Here is a 15,609-nt window from a genome sequence, read left to right as displayed (position 1 = left end):
TTTTTAAATTCAAATTTCTTTTCGGAGCAGCCACTTAAATTCTTTATTAAATTTTCAAGGTCCATTTTATTTTCAAATATATTATAAAATAAAGTTATCTGAAAGTAAATATATTCTACTGACTTTTTCAAACTTTTTTTTAAACTTATTTCATTCAATATAATCTTCTAAACATCTGTCTAACAAATAAGCTACTCCCACCACCCACAACGGAGAAGAAAACCAAATCACTGTCATTATTTTACTAAACAAAATAGCTTCTCTCCAATGATTTATAAGTTCTTTTATCATTTTCTATCCTCCTATCTTTATTAATGACATTGATTTATCTAATTTCAATTCTTCTTCACTTTTTATAAAATTTTCTATATGTTCTAAAATTCTTCTATTTTCTACAATTTCTCCTTGATGTTTAAGCCATCCTAAAAGATTCGAAATCAAAAATAGTTTTCCATCTGCATTCAAATTCATAAATCTTTTATATATTCTGTCATATCTTTCTTCTATACTTTCTTCCTTCTTTTCTACCATCTAAATTCACCTCCTTTTTTATTATCAATTTAATTATACCATTTAGTACTCATAAAGTAAATAAAAATGTTTCTATTTATTATCTTTTTCCTCTTCTCCCCTCTCTAGTGCAAAATAAAAAGAAATATTAAACAAAAACTAAACTCATAACATAAAACTTAAATTGTAATCTTAAGACTTGGAAGAATTTTCCAAGTAGTATAAGTCAAGTATATATAAGTAAAAGTATAAAAAGAATTTCTTTTTAAAAAAGCTCTCTTAAAAAAACTTAAAAAGACTTTCTTTCTTTGGCTATATATATAAGTACTAATAAACTTAAAAACATTAAAATTAAATTGAAACAATTATTTTAAGTAAATTAAGAACTAAAAACGAAAAATGAAAGGATATAAAAGGCTCTAAGGCTTAAAAAGCTAGATAGAAATGAAACTACACTGGGTATATTAATCGAGAGAAGGGCTGGAAGGGGAATGGAGGGCGGAGGGAGGGGGACGCGAGCTCTACACAGGCCCTCCAGAGCGCTTCTACCCACTATTTTTTGCTTTTGGAGCACTTCTCCACTCTCCAAAAATTTTCCAGTTTGTAACAAGTCTCTCGAAAGCTGGCTTAAGTATTCAAAATGAACAAAAGAATGTTATTTAGAATACTTCTGAAGCTTCTAAGCAGCCTTCGAACTCACTCACTCTTATACCTTTGGAGTACTTTAGGGTATTGAAGTGGTCTGAAGAAGCACAGAAGAGTACTTCAGAATAGGGCTCTTTTTTTCTGAAGCAAATTTTAAGAACTCAACACTTTATCCTCCCTATATATAAGGGTGCATGCCTTCGAAAGGGCTCTGAAAGAACAGAAGAGCACATCAGAAATGCTGTAATTCACTTTGGTACTTTTCTTTTTGGCTGTTGCGCTCTTCTTTTTCAGAGGCTTTTAAGGGCTTAAGAAGCGAAGTTGAGTGCTCTCATATGACAGCTCGCCACAGTCATCTACACAGGGTCGGGTACCCTTTTTCCGCGGGTTTTTCTCGAAAAACTCTTCTAATCACGCGATTCCACGGCTCATGAATTTTAGGGCTTGGAGGGCTCTTCAGAAGGGGCTCTGAAGACAATTGTAGGGCTCTTCTATTTTGTAATATGTCAGTTGGAGATTGAGTAATGGTTCTAGAGTGAGGAAGAAGTATTTTGCAGAATTAGTAAAAATTTCGAAAGTGCAGACTGATTTTGCTACGTAAGATTCGAAAAAGAGCTGAGTTCAAACACCCCTATATATAATAGGGAGGTGAAGACTTGAAAACTGACTGTAGCGGGTTGTAGCGCTCTTCTGTTAAAAAAAGAAATTTATACATATTCATTACAACTAGGACACCAAGCCCAATCTAAACTACAACCACATATTGGGCAATAGATGTAGTTCATGTCACTTTTAATTTTTGGAAAGTATTTTGTCTTCCAAATTTCAATTAATTTTTTTCTACTGATATGTTTTTCATTTTTCTTCATATCTTGAATTTCGTTTTTGAAAGCTTCAATAGCTTCCGAACCAGTCATTTTATTAACCTCCTTTTTATTTTTATTATATCAAAAAGTTATCTTTAAGTAAATAAAAAAGTTTCTTAAAGTTATGTGAAAGAGTGAGGAAGAACGAGGAAGCAAAAATTACAAATTTTGAGTAAGATTTTATGAAAATGATTATTTAAGATTCTAAAAATTATTGTGTTCGACTCCTCCTATATATAATAGGGAGGTGCACATTTGAAAATCGACTGTAGTTGTCTGTAGTGGTATGTAAAAAAAAGAAGGGTAATTAAGCCCTTCCATCTAAACCACAATAGATACAGTAACTATCTTCATTAAATTCGCAATGATGTGTTTCTAATTCTTTTGCATATTGAATTTTTTCATCTATAAATCTTTTTAATTCTTCCATGTCTTGAATGAATTTATCATACCCATCGCATTCTTCTTTAGTTATGCATCCGAGTCTATAATATTGGTTTTGTCTTTTGTGATAAACAAATTTGTCATTTATAAGAGCTTTTATTTCTTTTATATTCATAATTTTACCTCCTTAAAACCAAGATGCAAATTGGGGACTTATGTTCTTGTCAAAATAATCATCGACAAGCTGCTTTGCAATTTTGTAGTTTTTCATACTACCTTTATGATAATGTCTGTTTTTGATTGCAGATTTTAATACATATTTTGTTGGGTTTTTAAGTCCTTTCAATAGCATGTCATACACCCATTCACAGTAATATTCTTTTTCTTCTTTGTAGTAATTTATCCATTCTTTAGCAGCTGTAGGAGTTAAATAACCAAGACTTTCGCAAATAAGATGTCCCATTATTCTTCTGTATTTCTTTTCTTTCATCTTTTTTCCTCCTTTTCATTTATAATACTTATATTATACAGAATGTCACAAGAATCTAGTTCTTCAGCTTTTTTTAGTATTTCTTCGTCAGTCCCTATCATAGTTTGTTGTCCAATTATGTTCCACCATGTTATTCTTTTCATTACAACTTCCTCCTTTTTTATTTTTCAATTTAATTATACCATTTCGTAAGCTTATTGTAAATAAAAATGTTTCTAGATTGGGCTCTACAAAATAAAAAAGAGGGAATAAATCCCTCTAAAATTCAAGTTCAATTTCTTCAAATTGTTCTTTTAGCCATTTAAGTACTTGTTCGAATGTAACATTTCCTTTAAATATAGTGAAATATAGATCTAATGGTTCATAGTGAAGTAACAATTCATCATACGGTTCTTCATCTTCTTTCCATTGATTTTCTTCCCATTCTTTTTTGGAATAGTAGATAAAGAATCCTGTTGTTTTATTATCTTTATTTAGTACAATAAATGTTCTAGCATTTTCATCACCTTGATTAAAAGATGTATATTCTTTGACTTTAAATTTTTTGGTTAACATTTTTAGTTCCTCCTCAAAAGTTTAATTTTAGAGATAGAAGAGGAGTATTTCTACTCCTCTACATTAAATCCTGCTTCTTTAAATCTTTCAATACTTAAATCTACTTGATAATGTCTTTTAACATAATCTATTGCATCTTTTTCAGTTGCAAAATAAAGATCTTCTATAATTTTAATAGATTCAGGATTATTTAATAAAGCATTTTCTACGTAAATTGTTACATTCCACATTTCAGTCGGATTTGATTCTACGAATACTTTAGGAGCTGTAAGGCATATAGTTTCTTGTCTTTCATATGGTCCTCTAAAAGCTCCTCTTTCAACTTTAATAGGGCATCCAGTTACCATTGAATTTGTCAACTTCCATTCTGACATACTTTCTCTTTTTACCATTATCATTTCCTCCTTCTATTATTTTTTCAAGGTCCATTTTATAATTTAATTTTATCATAAAGTTTGCATGAAGTAAATAAATATGTTTCTTTTTGAATTAGTTTTGGGCTCTACCAGTGAAAAGCGGATGAAGAGGAGTATTTCTACTCCTCTTCATATTCTCCAGTTGCATCTACGTTATATCCTTCATTTTCAAAAGCTTCTTCTAGATTTTTGAATCTTGAAGTATCTATTCCGAATTTATAAGTTAAGTAGTAGACGACTAAAACTAATTTGATTTGCAGTGCGAAGCCTAATAAGAATTTTGAATGGTCTGCAACATGATCATTTATTGTTTGTAAGATGTCGTAATGCGAATAAGGTGTACCGAATCCTGCATGTAATGCTCCAATTTCTTCTGTAAGTGCTATTAATAAGTTATCAGCATCATTACTTGATACATATCTATAATCATCTTTGTTTACTAGTAACCTTTCTAGAATGTTCTTGTAATGCTGTTCATTGATTATTATGTCGTAGATTGCTAGTAGTTTGTGGTACCAGAAGAAGTTATATTGTTCTTCTTCAATTGTAGTACCGTCTTTGAATGTGAGTTTGTTTTCCTTATTGTAGTATGGATTTGGGTCGGTAAATAGTTCTTCAAGTTCTAACTTCTTATCTTGCTTTAGTTTTAGATCCAAGAATTTGACCAGATACTTGATCAGTTCCTCCTTTTGAGAAGTGGTTAGAATTTGTTGGTTTTGAGTCATTATGACTCCTCCTTTGATTTTTAGTTTTCAAGGTTCTTTTTATAATTTAGCCCTGGCAGTCTTTTTCTGTCCAGCCGCTAAATTATTTTATTTTCAAAATAATTATATCACAAAGAATACTTGAAGTAAATAAATATGTTTCTTTTTAAATCAGTTTTGGGCTATGCAGCACTTTTTAAAGTACAATATATGTTTACCTTTAAATTCAATTTTACAGGGCTCTAACAGAGTTTTAGAAGGGGCTCTGTTTAACTAGAAAAAATAAAGCCCTAAAAAGGGCTTTTAATTTTCTTCCCATTGTTCTTGAGGAAGAAGCCGCTGTCCAAAAAAATTATATAAAGCACCACATACTTCACATTCATTGGTTAAGGAATCTTCAAGAATCACTTCAGCACCACAACTATCACATATTCCAATTGCTGGTTCTATATAAGTGCTTCTTAATTCGATAACTCCTTTATCTTCGAATTGTTCTGTATCTTTTAAACATTCTTCGAATTTTTCTTTTAAACTTTCATCTTTTAGATTTCCATATTCATCACAATCAAAACAATAACCACAAACACTTAGTTCTTCTTTTATTTGAAAGAATCTAACATATTGAGTATCTACTACTGATTTTCTTTCTCTTATTATCTTCATACTTTCACCTCCTTTCATATATTTTTTATTTTCAAAATAATTATATCACACTGTTGTCAAAAAGTAAAACAAAATGTTTCTACGTCACATTCTGTTTTGTACTCGGATTTTGCACTCTGTCATCCAGCCTAGTTGGAGTTTTTCTTTTATGTTTCAGGGCTCTGCAATAACCTACATTGTCATTGGCGGTTGGAGTGAGAAAGAAGTCGGTATGAAAGGGCTCTGTTATATTTTTAAGAATGTGAGTTGGAGGGCTCTGCGAGAAGAGTACAAAAGAAAGGGCTCTTCTATTTTTAAATAAAGAGGGAGGAAAACCCTCCCTCATTTTATCTATCTTTTTCATCTATTTCAAAAATTTCACCAGTAATTGGGTTGAAAGCTGTATATTCATTAATTACTTGAATTGCTTCTGTCCACCAATCATTTTTTCTTAATCTCTTCTCTATTTCTGTCATTATGTCTTCCTCCTTTAAAGTTTGGCATGTACTGACAAATTACTCCATAATCACATGGACAATTTCCATATATATCAGTTTTGCAATCTCGACAAGGGTCATATTCTATATTCATACTTTCACCTCCTTTTTACTTTTATAAGATTTTAACATTTGTTCTTGCAGATCTAGTAATTTCTGTTTTAATCTTTCCATTTTTAAATCAAATAACAAGATTTCATGAAATGTCATACTTACGCAACAACCATTTGATTTAAAGTCTCTCATTTTAAGATATTCATCTTGGGTTTTTATGAACATTTCATATAATTCATCTTTTGTCATCTTTTCACCTCCTTTCAGAGAAAAAGTAGAGGCACATTTAGTGCCTCTTTTATATTAATGAGGCTGGACAAATTTGTACTAATTCTTCTGCTACTGCCCTTGATTTATTTTATTGAGCTGGAGTTAAAGCTGGTTCAATAATGGCTGGCAATTGTGCAGCCACTTCTTGCTTAACTTCTTCCTTGGGTTTAACTTCTTGCTTCTTATCAGGTTTAGATGGTTTGTGCTGTTCTTGGAAAATCTTCCAAGCTTCTTTTAAAGCCATCAAAACTTCTTTTTCATCTTTTGATTTAAGGATGTGAACTAAAGTTCCAAGATGTTTCTTAGATGCTTCTACTTTTGAAAATGTTTGTAGATTTGGACCAATCTTTTTAATAGTTTCTGCAGAAAGTTTTACATTAAGTTCAAGATATATTATATCATTTTTTGTTTTGACTAATTTGCAAAATCTGTCTGAATCTAGGAAGAAGCTGTTTCCAGTTGCGATAGCTTTTTCTCTTATCCTCTTGTCTGCCTTTACTAAATTTTTGATTTCCTTTAGGGTCTTATCAAACCCATTTTCTTTTTGAATTTTTTCTGTCATTATGTTTTCCTCCTTCAAAAATTTATTTAGGGCAGTAGCAGGAGGATTAGCACAAATTCAAAATTTAAATTCATATTCAATTTTCAAGGTTCTATTATTTTTTATTTTCAAAGGTATTATACCAAAAAGCTTTCTTGTTGTAAATAAAAATGTTTCTTTCCGAATATGCTTTGTACTCTGTCCTTATGTTTATGTACTCTGTCTCTTTCAGTTTGGGCTCTGTTATTAGAACTCGTTACATGTCTGTTGTAGGGCTCCTTATTACGCTGACCCTGACATTTTTGGGCTCTTGAAGAGCAGAGTAAGGGCTCTTTCATCTTTGCAGAAGGGTTCTGTTACTTGTGCATTAGAGGGCTCTAAAAAACCGAAAAAAATAAGAGGGAATTATTCCCTCTTAATTGTAAAACTGATTTTATCTCTTAGTCTTTCTCCATATCGTATTTCTCGAAATTCTCATCTGCAGTATCGAGTAATCCTTGAGCGATTGTTCTGATTTCAGATTTTAGATTTTTGTTTTTCCAACCAGCGTTAAATACGTCGGTTCTAAGTCTAAATTCTGCGTCGGTTAGAACTTGTACTAATTCTTCTTGATTCAAATTTTTGATAAACAGCCAGATTTTGTTTTCAGTCATTTTGTTCACCTCCTTTCTATTCAAATTTTTTATTTTTTGTTTTTATTATATAATAAAGTTCTCAAAAAATAAATAAAAATGTTTCTTGTTCTTGTTTATGAGTTTGCACTCTGTCTATGTTTTGTACTCTTTCAGATCTTATTTTGGGCTCTGTCATGTACTCTTTCAGATAATTTTAAGTGAATAACAAAGAGGAGCAAAATTTGCTCCTCTTTTCAACTTATAATTGTGTAATACTTTTCAACAATCTTCTTTCATTATATCTGTTTGCCATTTACTGCTACAATTCTTCCACCATCAAAACCTTGTTTCCAATATGAATATCTGCCTGGTACGTTAGCATTGATTAATTCTATGTACCATCCATCAGGTTCACCATAATAATTTGCTGAATAAACTTGTCCTGTTACTAATATACCTTGGGCTGCTATGGTTAACATATCACCTTTATTTACTGTTATCTTTCCGTCTGTTGCCATAGTATGAATTCCTCCTTTAAGACTTTATTTTATTTGTGTGAAGGAAAAGCAAAATTTTGCTTTTCCTTCATTTTTTGATAAGTTTTTAATTCTGTATTTTCTTACGCCAGTTGATATACTGCTTGACATATTCTCTGAATGAGATAGGATTTTCAACATCTTCGCAATACATCTTATACATTTTTTTGAGATTTCTGAATAGCTTTAGATTCATTGTTATGTTCACCTCCTTTATTTATATTTTTTTGTTTTTATTATATAATAAAGTTTTCAAAAAATAAATAAAAATGTTTCTAACTGTTAAGTTAAATGGGAAGGGCTAAATTAGCCCTTCCCTTGTTATTCTTATTGCATTTCGTAATGTTCAAGATATTCTTCTACCAGATATCCTCTTAGTGCATTTCTTACTCCATTAAAGAATTGAGCTTTTTCATGGTCATCTAGATCTTTTAATTCTTTATCAAGCTCATTTTCAGGATAATTTTTGTAAGTGCTTACAAAGTATGGAGCTTCGAATTGATCGATTAGTTTTTTCAGATCTTCAATTGATGGCTTATCTTCTTCAAAGCTGTCAGAAAATCCAGTACCAAAGATGACTTGGCTTTCGAACCATTCTACTCCTTTCATATAAAGTTGATGTGCGCTTAGCTTCTTGCTCATTTTAACTCCTCCTTTTTCATAATTTGTTGTAATCTTATGCATAGTTTTTCCAGTGTTTTCAGGGCCTACACATCTTGACATGTTAATCTCCTCCTTTTCATTTTTAGAATTTAAGGGGCTCTTTATTAAGTTTTCGTTCATTTTATTCACCTCCTTTCCAGTTGACTTAGTCTATTTAATTTTATTATTTTTTATATTATAAAATAAAGTTTTCAAAAAATAAATAAAAAAGTTTCTAACTCTTATTGTACATTGTCTTTTTATTCTTACAGTGTACTCTGCGCTTACTCTTTTTTTGTACTCTTTCAGTGTACTCTAATTTTGTATTCTTTCAGTAAGACTCTTACAGAGGGCTCTGCTCTATAAATGTTTTGTGTTCTTTTTAGTGTGCTCTTATTCTTGTTCATTGTAGTTTGTAGTCTTGTAGAGACTCTTGTCTGGAACTCTGTTATGCAGTCTTCTTTACTCTTATAGTGTAAAAGGGCTCTGAAGTTAGTTCTAGTCGGTTTTATGTTAGAAAAGGGCTCTGTTCTGGTGTTATATAAGGAGAGGCATTACCTCTCCTTATATATTTCAATAGTAATCTGGATTACTGCTGTTATGTATATCTTCTGGAACTCTTTATAATGTATCTGGTTTTTGAACTCTTCTGGAAAACCTCTATATACTTCTTTTAACTTTCTCTCTTTTAACTGTTTAACCATATTAAAACCTCCTTTAAATTTAAATTGAGGGGGGGGATTGCTCCCCCCTTTGCCTTATCCCTTGATTCCCGGGATCGGCCGTTTCCCTTGTTTCCAGGCCTCGGCGATTAGTTTTACCACCTTCCGCAGTTCTTCCAGGTCCCTCGTTTTCAACCTGCCGCACATTGTCCCGAGGTGTTTTGCATAGGCTGTTTGAGGAGTGATGTGTTCGTAATTGATTGCTTCGTATTGGATTGGGATGTTAACCTCGAGGTTGATTAGTGTTTGGTCTTTTACTGCGACGAGTTTTGCGATTCGAGTACCTGCCACGAACCACGTGGTGCCGGTGGTGCGTGTTTGGGGCTCTGCCTTAATCGATTTCACCTCCTCTTGTATGATTTTTACCCCTTGCAGATAGTTGTTGGTGGTTTTTGTGGACATTTAGTCCAGCCTCCTTTTATTTTTTATTATATTTTACGCGGGTTGCGCGTAAAATTTATTTTTATATTTAATTATCAAGGTGCGCGATTATAATTTTAATTTTAAATTTAAAATTTTAATTTTTAAATTTAAAATTATTTATTATTTAATTATATTATATTATATATTTAAAAAGAAATAAATTAAAAATTAAAAGGGGTGGGGTTATTTTTTTTATTAATAAATTAATATTTTTAAAACCGCTTTCCTACCCTCTCAGCCCTCACACACCCTTTCGAAACTTTTCATGTCCAGAAAGGCTGTCTCCCATCTCTCAAAAACTTTTCATGTCCAGAAAGGCTATAACACTTCTTACAAACTATTAAATTGTTGTTTCAAATTGGTATAATTTAAAATGGGAATCAATTTCAAATTGGTATAATTTAAAATGGGAATCAATTTTAAATTAAAATATCAAAGGAGGCTTCAATATGAAAAGAACCAAAATAGACAAACTTGAATGCTACAAAAACCGTTGCTTAGAATTTGCTGACTACATCCTTAAAAAAGGCTATACAATCAGACAAACTGCTTCTGAACTAAACTACTCAAAAACTCTTATCTGGCATGACATCCATAATCGACTTCCTCAGTTCGACAGCGAACTTTATGTTCAAGTCTGTCAAAAACTCAAAATCAATCAGCATTTGGGACAACTTAGAGGTGGAATTTCAACCAGTTTGAAGTGGAAAGGAGTCAAAAATAATGAAAAGAAGTGACTTAATAGATCTTACGAAAGAAATTTCAAGTCTTAAATATAAAATTTCACAGTTAAAAGAAGAAATGGACAAAGAAATCAGAAAAATTACTTCTAAATATGAAACTCAAATTAAAAAATACGAAACAGCTTTAGAAGTATTTAGAGAGATGAATGAAGTTTGCGAATATTGCGAAGGAAGAAAAGGAAGTACAATGGCTTCTGCAGCAGGTCATAATGACGGTGAATGGGTCCCATGTTCAGTCTGTAAAGGAACAGGACTTGCTCATCCTGTTGGGAATGAAACAAAACGTGAGGTATTTAAGTCTTTACAAATATGAAAAAGATTAAGAAGTATAGGATTTTTGCAGTTTCAGACATCCACGGTCATTATGACGAATTTGTGAAATTACTTAAAATAGTCAGATTTGATGAAAAATATGACAAGCTTGTTGTATTGGGTGATTGTGTAGATAAGGGTCCAGATTCAAAGAAACTTTTATTAAAATTGATGGAGATGAATAGAAATGGTTGTTGTGAATTGATTTTAGGAAATCATGAGATTATGTTTTTAGATACAGTTTTAGGAAAATTTCCTTTTAAGTTATATTTTAGAAATGGAGGAAAAAGTACATTTCTTAGTTTTGGAATTAATTTTAAAGAAAGGTATTATAGTCTTGAAGAAATACAAAATATAATTAGTCACAGTCTTATTCGATGGCTTTTGCAGAGACCTTTGTACTATGAAACTTTAGATTTTATATTTGTACATGCAGGAATAAAACCAGGTATTCCTCTTTGTAATCAGAATCGAGACGATTTGTTATGGTGTAGAGAAGAATTTTATAAGAATTATAAAAGTGGAAAGAAGGTGATATTTGGACATGTACCCGTTCAGATGATTCATGGTAAAAATGACATTTATGTCAGTTATAATTCAATTGGAATAGATACAGGTGCTGGAGGAAATAAATATCTTACAATGGTTGACTGTTACAGTCTTAAAGTCTACCAAGTGAGAATTAATAGATAAGTTTAGTTTATATTGAATTAGTAAAAATAGTCAATAACAAATTTACTTCATAGTTAAATGAGGAGGTATTTTGGATATTATGGAAAAAAAGAAGTATGAAGATACTGATGAAAAATGTAACTGGAAATTTTTAAGAGAAAAAATAATTAGTTTTATAAATTTCATTTATTTTTTGTATTTTAGTACAGGGTTTATAATTACTTTATTAGAATTTGAACCATCAAAAAATGCATCTTTTATTCAATCTTTAGTAGATACTATAAAATTTGCAATCGATATAATATTCTGGTTGCCTTTTAAATTAGCGTCGATTTTCTGTAACATATAGATTTAAGTTTAAATGGCTTTAAATGACACTTGTTGATTAAAAATATAGACTGATTCTATAAATTACTATTAAATAACCTAATATAATTTTATTTGGAAGGTTAATTTGAGCTGCTAGACACAGTTTTAGAAGGCATAAAATTAAAATTGGAGGTAAAAATAATGGAAAATTTAAAGAAAAATGTTATCTTTGATCCTGGACCAATTCTTGAAATTATTCAATCTAAGACTGGTAAATTAGATCAAAAAATTGTTTTTAAAAATATTTTATATAACTCTGACAACAATTTGATGGATAAAAGTTGTTGTCAATTTAATAAAGATATAAAAACATTGAATATTTTAGGATTTATCAATGGTATTTTATCTGAAACTGTAGGAAAAGTTTTAGTTGTATATATAAAATATAATTGTAATAATGTTGAATTTACTGGTAATATTACACAAAAATGTAAAGAAATGTTTGAAAGGGGTGAATTTGATATTATAAAATTTGAAATTGTTGATAATAAATAGATAACTTGGTAGGTGAAATAAGTTGGGTAGAAGAAGAGATTGGGAATGGCCAGAAATTTGCTGCAATACATGCAAAAACTTATCATCGCAGGTTCCTTGGGATATGGATAGAGGTGAAGCAATGAAATACCTCTATTATTTTTGTCCTGTAGTTAAAAGAAAAGTTGAAGTAGAAGAAATTGTTAATCCCAAAAAGATGCCGTGTAAAGGTAAAAATCATATAAAAATTCAAAGACAATGTAATGCTATTGTCAGATGGAGTGGAAGTCCTCATCTTAAGAAACTTCAAGAAAATGGAATATTTATGAGATGCAGAAGAGAAGCAGTACATGGAACTACTGTTTGTGCTGTTCATGGAGTAACACCTAAAAAAAGAGTCATGGAGGGAACTAGAATGGAAGTTTGGCAAAAAAGAAAGAATAAATTAGAATACTTTGAAAATGAAATTAAAGAAAAAATTGAGGCTTTTAAAAACGATCCTGATTTAGAGAAACTTGAATTTGAATTAGGCTATTTAAAATCACTTCTTCCGAGGATAGAAGAATCTAATGAGATAGATACAATTGATAAATTTAAACTCCTTCAAAGGACTTTGGATTCTATATTTAAAAATATGGAAGCAAGAGAAAGAATTATTGAACAAAGACGTTACAGTTTGGGAGTAGAAAAAGTTCAAATGCTTATGAAATATGTATTTGAAGCTGTTAAAAAGCACGTTTCTGATGTTAATATTCTCAAAAAAATAGGTCGAGAAATACAAGGAATAGCTTTAAAAATGAAAAATATAGACGAAGAAGGAGAATTAATGGAAGATCCTAATGATTTAGAAGAATACGCTGAAGAAGTCAAATTTTTGCCCAATAAAACAGCTCTAGAAATCGAAAAATCCTTTGAAAAAGCTAAAAAGAAGGTCAAAAAAGTTAAAAAATCATAAAAATGATCAAAAAGAGGGGTAAAAATGCTGAAAAAAAGCGGATTTTTTGTAACTTTTGAAGGTCCAGATATGACTGGAAAATCGACCCAAATTCAGCTAGTAAGCGAAATTTTGACCCAAAAAGGGTACAAAATTACTCAAACTTTTGATCCTGGAGGGACTGAAATAGCCCAAAAAATCAGGGAAATTATCAAAAATTATGCTGGAGATATGGTATTAATCACTGAATTATTGTTATTTTGTGCTGCTAGAGCAGAAATAGTTCACAAAGTTATCATTCCATCCTTAGAAAGAGGTGATATAGTACTTTGTGATAGATTTATTGACAGTACTTTAATATATCAGAGTTATGTTAGAGGTTGGAATGAAGGAATAATTAACAGTTTACATTCTCTAGTATGTTCTACACCAAAAACTTACGGAAAAGTATTTGGAATTTATCCTGATTTGACATTTATTTTTACTGGCCGACAATTCAAACATAAAGAAAACAAAGATTTTTATGACAAAGATGTTGAATTTAATAAAAAAGTTATCGAAGGGTATAACAAATTGAGTAAATCAAGATATATTAAAATCAATTCTGATTTAGATAAAAATGAAATTGCAAAATTTATTGCTGAAACTATTATCAATAAAATTGAGGAGTAATCGGTTATGCCTAAAAAAAAGATTCCTAAAACAAGAAGAATACTACCAGATTTAAGAATTGATACAAAAAAGTTTGTTGACGACCAACCAAAAATATTATCTTTAGATAATATTTTATTGGATTTGGGTGACTTATTTGTCGAAAATTCTTCTAGAAAAAAGAAAGGTAGAAAGAAAATTCCAAAATCAATCTGGGAGCATGATCCAGTAGATATAGAAACTTTTGTATGTAATCCTGATTATTTAAACTTGGGCGATTTTGTTCGCCCTTGTGTTTTAGAAGACCTTAAAGAATTATTTGGAAGAGGTGATCATAGAAAAATAATCAGAAAATATAAAGAAGCTATATTTGATGAAGCTATTGGGACTGGGAAATCTTACAAGATGTCTATTATTGCAGTATATTTAACTTATTTATTACTCTGTTTAAGGAATCCACAAGCAACTTTCGGACTTTCACCAAGGTCTAAAATTGCTATTATGAATATGTCTGTTTCAGCAGACCAAGCAAGAAGAGTTGTTTTTGGTGAAATTAAAAATAAAATTGACTGTTGTAAATGGTTTCAAGATTATTATCCACCAAATCCAAGAGTAAAATCAGAACTTCAATTTGACGTTCCTCCAGATAATCCTAAAAAAGAAATTCCGGGAAAAATTTATAAGAATATTTACATTATCCCAGGTTCAAGTTCTGGTATGGCTCCATTGGGATATAACCTTTATGCAGTTATTATTGATGAAGCTACGCTTTGGAGAGATACTCAAAATAAGGATTATGTTGAAGATGTTTATAATATAGTTACTCGTCGTATCACTTCGCGTTTTACAGATCCTGAAACAGGAGAAAATATGGGATTTGTAGCTCTTGCAGGATCTCCGATGTATTATGATGATTTTCTAGAAAGAAGAATAAGAACTGTTGAAAAAGAAAGAGCAGAAAATCCTGAAAAAGAAGATAGAATATTAATCAGACGTAGAAGTCAGTGGAGTGCTAAAATGCCAGATTGGAAGGGACCTGTATTTTGGTTCCATATTGGCGATTCTAAAGTTTTTGAAACTGTAGAAAAACTTAATATATATAAGAAAAAAATTATTGATAAAGCTATTAAAAAAGGAGAAACTAATGTTAAAGCTGTAAGTGATCTTTTTGATAAGAATATTGTTGAAATACCTATGCCTTATTATGATGATTTTAAGAAGAATCCAGAAGGTTCGAAGCGCGATCTCGGAGGCTGGCCAAGTGATAGTATTACACCTTTCTTTGAAAATCCTGAAATTATTGAAGAAAGATGTAACTATTCAAGAGTTAGTCCTTACGATGAAATTACAAGAGAATTTAAATCTTGGTTTGGACCGATTTCACATACTTGGCATGCTGTTCATATCGACTTAGCATTAACTGGAAATGCTTGTGGAATTGCATTAGGACACAATGAAGGCTTTAATGAAAATGGAAGTCCAATTCATTTTATAGATTGTATTGTAAGATTGCAAGGTTCTCCAGAAGAGCCAGTTCAGATAGAATATGTAAGACAATTGATTTATGAATGGACTAAGATGGGATTTATGATAGGTCTAGTTACTATGGATGGATTTCAAAGTGCAGACACAATGCAGTTACTTGCTAAGAAAGGTTATATAGCTGAATATCTTTCAGTTGATAAAGATACAAGAGCTTATAATGAATTAAAAACTGCTATTTATGAAGACAGAGTGGATTATTATTATCATGATGTATTAATCGATGAATTAAAGAAAGTTGAAAGAGTGAGAAATAAAATAGACCATCCTAAAAATGGATCTAAAGACTGTGCTGATGCTGTTGCTGGAGTTGTTTTTGATTTAGTAAGAATATCACAATGGGAGGCTCCTGATGATGATTTTGAAGAAAATCAAGTTATTACTGCATAATACTACAATGA

The 15,609-nt window shown here is 30.7% G+C and carries 26 protein-coding genes; 8 read left to right on the top strand and 18 right to left on the bottom strand.

What is annotated here, in order from left to right; all coding sequences use genetic code 11:
• Positions 1–150: 150 nt before the first annotated feature.
• The 18 genes from JG780_RS00380 to JG780_RS00295 form a co-directional block, all read right to left on the bottom strand.
• The gene (locus JG780_RS00380) at positions 151–291 is read right to left on the bottom strand and encodes a hypothetical protein (protein ID WP_287568854.1); all 141 of its coding nucleotides are present in this window, start codon (positions 289–291) and stop codon (positions 151–153) included.
• A 3-nt stretch (positions 292–294) separates the two neighbouring features.
• Positions 295–531 (bottom strand): hypothetical protein, encoded by a 237-nt coding sequence (locus JG780_RS00375; protein WP_287568853.1) that lies wholly within the window; start codon positions 529–531, stop codon positions 295–297.
• 1,331 nt (positions 532–1,862) lie between these two features.
• Positions 1,863–2,072, bottom strand: coding sequence for a hypothetical protein (locus JG780_RS00370; protein WP_287568852.1), 210 nt, complete (start codon positions 2,070–2,072; stop codon positions 1,863–1,865).
• A 256-nt stretch (positions 2,073–2,328) separates the two neighbouring features.
• Positions 2,329–2,580, bottom strand: a complete 252-nt coding sequence (locus tag JG780_RS00365; protein ID WP_287568851.1) for a hypothetical protein — start codon at positions 2,578–2,580, stop codon at positions 2,329–2,331.
• Positions 2,581–2,592: 12 nt separating this feature from the next.
• On the bottom strand, positions 2,593–2,895 hold the full coding sequence (locus JG780_RS00360; RefSeq protein ID WP_287568850.1) for a hypothetical protein: 303 nt from the start codon (positions 2,893–2,895) through the stop codon (positions 2,593–2,595).
• Positions 2,892–3,038 carry a hypothetical protein gene (locus JG780_RS00355; protein WP_287568849.1) on the bottom strand — a complete coding sequence of 49 codons (147 nt, stop codon included), beginning with the start codon at positions 3,036–3,038 and terminating at the stop codon, positions 2,892–2,894. The genes JG780_RS00360 and JG780_RS00355 overlap by 4 nt, the downstream gene beginning before the upstream one ends.
• A gap of 115 nt (positions 3,039–3,153) precedes the next feature.
• Positions 3,154–3,450, bottom strand: a complete 297-nt coding sequence (locus tag JG780_RS00350; RefSeq protein WP_287568848.1) for a hypothetical protein — start codon at positions 3,448–3,450, stop codon at positions 3,154–3,156.
• A 50-nt stretch (positions 3,451–3,500) separates the two neighbouring features.
• Complete coding sequence (locus JG780_RS00345; protein ID WP_287568847.1) at positions 3,501–3,842, bottom strand: hypothetical protein; 342 nt, start codon at positions 3,840–3,842, stop codon at positions 3,501–3,503.
• Between the two features lie 143 nt (positions 3,843–3,985).
• Positions 3,986–4,591, bottom strand: a complete 606-nt coding sequence (locus tag JG780_RS00340) for a hypothetical protein (protein WP_287568846.1) — start codon at positions 4,589–4,591, stop codon at positions 3,986–3,988.
• A gap of 282 nt (positions 4,592–4,873) precedes the next feature.
• On the bottom strand, positions 4,874–5,233 hold the full coding sequence (locus JG780_RS00335; RefSeq protein WP_287568845.1) for a hypothetical protein: 360 nt from the start codon (positions 5,231–5,233) through the stop codon (positions 4,874–4,876).
• A gap of 326 nt (positions 5,234–5,559) precedes the next feature.
• Positions 5,560–5,688: a hypothetical protein gene (locus tag JG780_RS00330; protein WP_287568844.1), complete on the bottom strand. Its 129-nt coding sequence runs from the start codon at positions 5,686–5,688 to the stop codon at positions 5,560–5,562.
• Between the two features lie 111 nt (positions 5,689–5,799).
• Positions 5,800–6,012, bottom strand: a complete 213-nt coding sequence (locus JG780_RS00325) for a hypothetical protein (protein ID WP_287568843.1) — start codon at positions 6,010–6,012, stop codon at positions 5,800–5,802.
• 109 nt (positions 6,013–6,121) lie between these two features.
• Positions 6,122–6,595 carry a hypothetical protein gene (locus JG780_RS00320; protein WP_287568842.1) on the bottom strand — a complete coding sequence of 158 codons (474 nt, stop codon included), beginning with the start codon at positions 6,593–6,595 and terminating at the stop codon, positions 6,122–6,124.
• A 419-nt stretch (positions 6,596–7,014) separates the two neighbouring features.
• Positions 7,015–7,227 (bottom strand): hypothetical protein, encoded by a 213-nt coding sequence (locus tag JG780_RS00315; RefSeq protein ID WP_287568841.1) that lies wholly within the window; start codon positions 7,225–7,227, stop codon positions 7,015–7,017.
• 257 nt (positions 7,228–7,484) lie between these two features.
• Positions 7,485–7,706, bottom strand: coding sequence for a hypothetical protein (locus tag JG780_RS00310; protein ID WP_287568840.1), 222 nt, complete (start codon positions 7,704–7,706; stop codon positions 7,485–7,487).
• Positions 7,707–8,051: 345 nt separating this feature from the next.
• Positions 8,052–8,447, bottom strand: a complete 396-nt coding sequence (locus JG780_RS00305; protein ID WP_287568839.1) for a hypothetical protein — start codon at positions 8,445–8,447, stop codon at positions 8,052–8,054.
• Positions 8,448–8,920: 473 nt separating this feature from the next.
• Positions 8,921–9,070, bottom strand: coding sequence for a hypothetical protein (locus JG780_RS00300; protein ID WP_287568838.1), 150 nt, complete (start codon positions 9,068–9,070; stop codon positions 8,921–8,923).
• 54 nt (positions 9,071–9,124) lie between these two features.
• On the bottom strand, positions 9,125–9,490 hold the full coding sequence (locus JG780_RS00295) for a hypothetical protein (RefSeq protein ID WP_287568837.1): 366 nt from the start codon (positions 9,488–9,490) through the stop codon (positions 9,125–9,127).
• A 470-nt stretch (positions 9,491–9,960) separates the two neighbouring features.
• On the opposite strand from JG780_RS00295, the gene JG780_RS00290 reads away from it, so the two are divergent.
• The 8 genes from JG780_RS00290 (at position 9,961) to JG780_RS00255 (ending at position 15,598) form a co-directional block, all read left to right on the top strand.
• On the top strand, positions 9,961–10,248 hold the full coding sequence (locus JG780_RS00290; protein ID WP_287568836.1) for a sporulation transcriptional regulator SpoIIID: 288 nt from the start codon (positions 9,961–9,963) through the stop codon (positions 10,246–10,248).
• On the top strand, positions 10,235–10,567 hold the full coding sequence (locus JG780_RS00285; protein WP_287568835.1) for a hypothetical protein: 333 nt from the start codon (positions 10,235–10,237) through the stop codon (positions 10,565–10,567). The genes JG780_RS00290 and JG780_RS00285 overlap by 14 nt, the downstream gene beginning before the upstream one ends.
• Positions 10,564–11,259 (top strand): metallophosphoesterase, encoded by a 696-nt coding sequence (locus JG780_RS00280; protein WP_287568834.1) that lies wholly within the window; start codon positions 10,564–10,566, stop codon positions 11,257–11,259. Before JG780_RS00285 ends, JG780_RS00280 begins: the two co-directional genes overlap by 4 nt.
• Before the next feature lie 79 nt (positions 11,260–11,338).
• Positions 11,339–11,587: a hypothetical protein gene (locus tag JG780_RS00275; protein WP_287568833.1), complete on the top strand. Its 249-nt coding sequence runs from the start codon at positions 11,339–11,341 to the stop codon at positions 11,585–11,587.
• Between the two features lie 161 nt (positions 11,588–11,748).
• Positions 11,749–12,102 (top strand): hypothetical protein, encoded by a 354-nt coding sequence (locus tag JG780_RS00270; protein ID WP_287568832.1) that lies wholly within the window; start codon positions 11,749–11,751, stop codon positions 12,100–12,102.
• A gap of 22 nt (positions 12,103–12,124) precedes the next feature.
• Entirely contained in the window at positions 12,125–13,036 is a 912-nt protein-coding gene (locus JG780_RS00265; protein ID WP_287568831.1) for a hypothetical protein, read from the top strand.
• A 24-nt stretch (positions 13,037–13,060) separates the two neighbouring features.
• The gene (tmk, locus tag JG780_RS00260) at positions 13,061–13,687 is read left to right on the top strand and encodes a dTMP kinase (protein WP_287568830.1); all 627 of its coding nucleotides are present in this window, start codon (positions 13,061–13,063) and stop codon (positions 13,685–13,687) included.
• A 6-nt stretch (positions 13,688–13,693) separates the two neighbouring features.
• Complete coding sequence (locus JG780_RS00255; RefSeq protein ID WP_287568829.1) at positions 13,694–15,598, top strand: hypothetical protein; 1,905 nt, start codon at positions 13,694–13,696, stop codon at positions 15,596–15,598.
• Positions 15,599–15,609 lie beyond the last annotated feature (11 nt).

Origin of the sequence: Thermosipho sp. (in: thermotogales) (genome assembly GCF_020054775.1) — a bacterium.
Classification (GTDB): Bacteria; Thermotogota; Thermotogae; order Thermotogales; family Fervidobacteriaceae; genus Thermosipho; species Thermosipho africanus.
The sequence above is the reverse complement of the archived record's forward strand: the minus strand, read 5'-3'. Positions and strand labels throughout refer to the sequence as shown.

Excerpts from the sequence above, each read along its gene's own strand:
- JG780_RS00380 (WP_287568854.1), bottom strand. The coding sequence starts at position 291 with ATGATAAAAGAACTTATAAATCATTGGAGAGAAGCTATTTTGTTTAGT.
- JG780_RS00375 (WP_287568853.1), bottom strand. The coding sequence starts at position 531 with ATGGTAGAAAAGAAGGAAGAAAGTATAGAAGAAAGATATGACAGAATA.
- JG780_RS00370 (WP_287568852.1), bottom strand. The coding sequence starts at position 2,072 with ATGACTGGTTCGGAAGCTATTGAAGCTTTCAAAAACGAAATTCAAGAT.
- JG780_RS00365 (WP_287568851.1), bottom strand. The coding sequence starts at position 2,580 with ATGAATATAAAAGAAATAAAAGCTCTTATAAATGACAAATTTGTTTAT.
- JG780_RS00360 (WP_287568850.1), bottom strand. The coding sequence starts at position 2,895 with ATGAAAGAAAAGAAATACAGAAGAATAATGGGACATCTTATTTGCGAA.
- JG780_RS00355 (WP_287568849.1), bottom strand. The coding sequence starts at position 3,038 with ATGAAAAGAATAACATGGTGGAACATAATTGGACAACAAACTATGATA.
- JG780_RS00350 (WP_287568848.1), bottom strand. The coding sequence starts at position 3,450 with ATGTTAACCAAAAAATTTAAAGTCAAAGAATATACATCTTTTAATCAA.
- JG780_RS00345 (WP_287568847.1), bottom strand. The coding sequence starts at position 3,842 with ATGGTAAAAAGAGAAAGTATGTCAGAATGGAAGTTGACAAATTCAATG.
- JG780_RS00340 (WP_287568846.1), bottom strand. The coding sequence starts at position 4,591 with ATGACTCAAAACCAACAAATTCTAACCACTTCTCAAAAGGAGGAACTG.
- JG780_RS00335 (WP_287568845.1), bottom strand. The coding sequence starts at position 5,233 with ATGAAGATAATAAGAGAAAGAAAATCAGTAGTAGATACTCAATATGTT.
- JG780_RS00330 (WP_287568844.1), bottom strand. The coding sequence starts at position 5,688 with ATGACAGAAATAGAGAAGAGATTAAGAAAAAATGATTGGTGGACAGAA.
- JG780_RS00325 (WP_287568843.1), bottom strand. The coding sequence starts at position 6,012 with ATGACAAAAGATGAATTATATGAAATGTTCATAAAAACCCAAGATGAA.
- JG780_RS00320 (WP_287568842.1), bottom strand. The coding sequence starts at position 6,595 with ATGACAGAAAAAATTCAAAAAGAAAATGGGTTTGATAAGACCCTAAAG.
- JG780_RS00315 (WP_287568841.1), bottom strand. The coding sequence starts at position 7,227 with ATGACTGAAAACAAAATCTGGCTGTTTATCAAAAATTTGAATCAAGAA.
- JG780_RS00310 (WP_287568840.1), bottom strand. The coding sequence starts at position 7,706 with ATGGCAACAGACGGAAAGATAACAGTAAATAAAGGTGATATGTTAACC.
- JG780_RS00305 (WP_287568839.1), bottom strand. The coding sequence starts at position 8,447 with ATGTCAAGATGTGTAGGCCCTGAAAACACTGGAAAAACTATGCATAAG.
- JG780_RS00300 (WP_287568838.1), bottom strand. The coding sequence starts at position 9,070 with ATGGTTAAACAGTTAAAAGAGAGAAAGTTAAAAGAAGTATATAGAGGT.
- JG780_RS00295 (WP_287568837.1), bottom strand. The coding sequence starts at position 9,490 with ATGTCCACAAAAACCACCAACAACTATCTGCAAGGGGTAAAAATCATA.
- JG780_RS00290 (WP_287568836.1), top strand. The coding sequence starts at position 9,961 with ATGAAAAGAACCAAAATAGACAAACTTGAATGCTACAAAAACCGTTGC.
- JG780_RS00285 (WP_287568835.1), top strand. The coding sequence starts at position 10,235 with ATGAAAAGAAGTGACTTAATAGATCTTACGAAAGAAATTTCAAGTCTT.
- JG780_RS00280 (WP_287568834.1), top strand. The coding sequence starts at position 10,564 with ATGAAAAAGATTAAGAAGTATAGGATTTTTGCAGTTTCAGACATCCAC.
- JG780_RS00275 (WP_287568833.1), top strand. The coding sequence starts at position 11,339 with ATGGAAAAAAAGAAGTATGAAGATACTGATGAAAAATGTAACTGGAAA.
- JG780_RS00270 (WP_287568832.1), top strand. The coding sequence starts at position 11,749 with ATGGAAAATTTAAAGAAAAATGTTATCTTTGATCCTGGACCAATTCTT.
- tmk (WP_287568830.1), top strand. The coding sequence starts at position 13,061 with ATGCTGAAAAAAAGCGGATTTTTTGTAACTTTTGAAGGTCCAGATATG.
- JG780_RS00255 (WP_287568829.1), top strand. The coding sequence starts at position 13,694 with ATGCCTAAAAAAAAGATTCCTAAAACAAGAAGAATACTACCAGATTTA.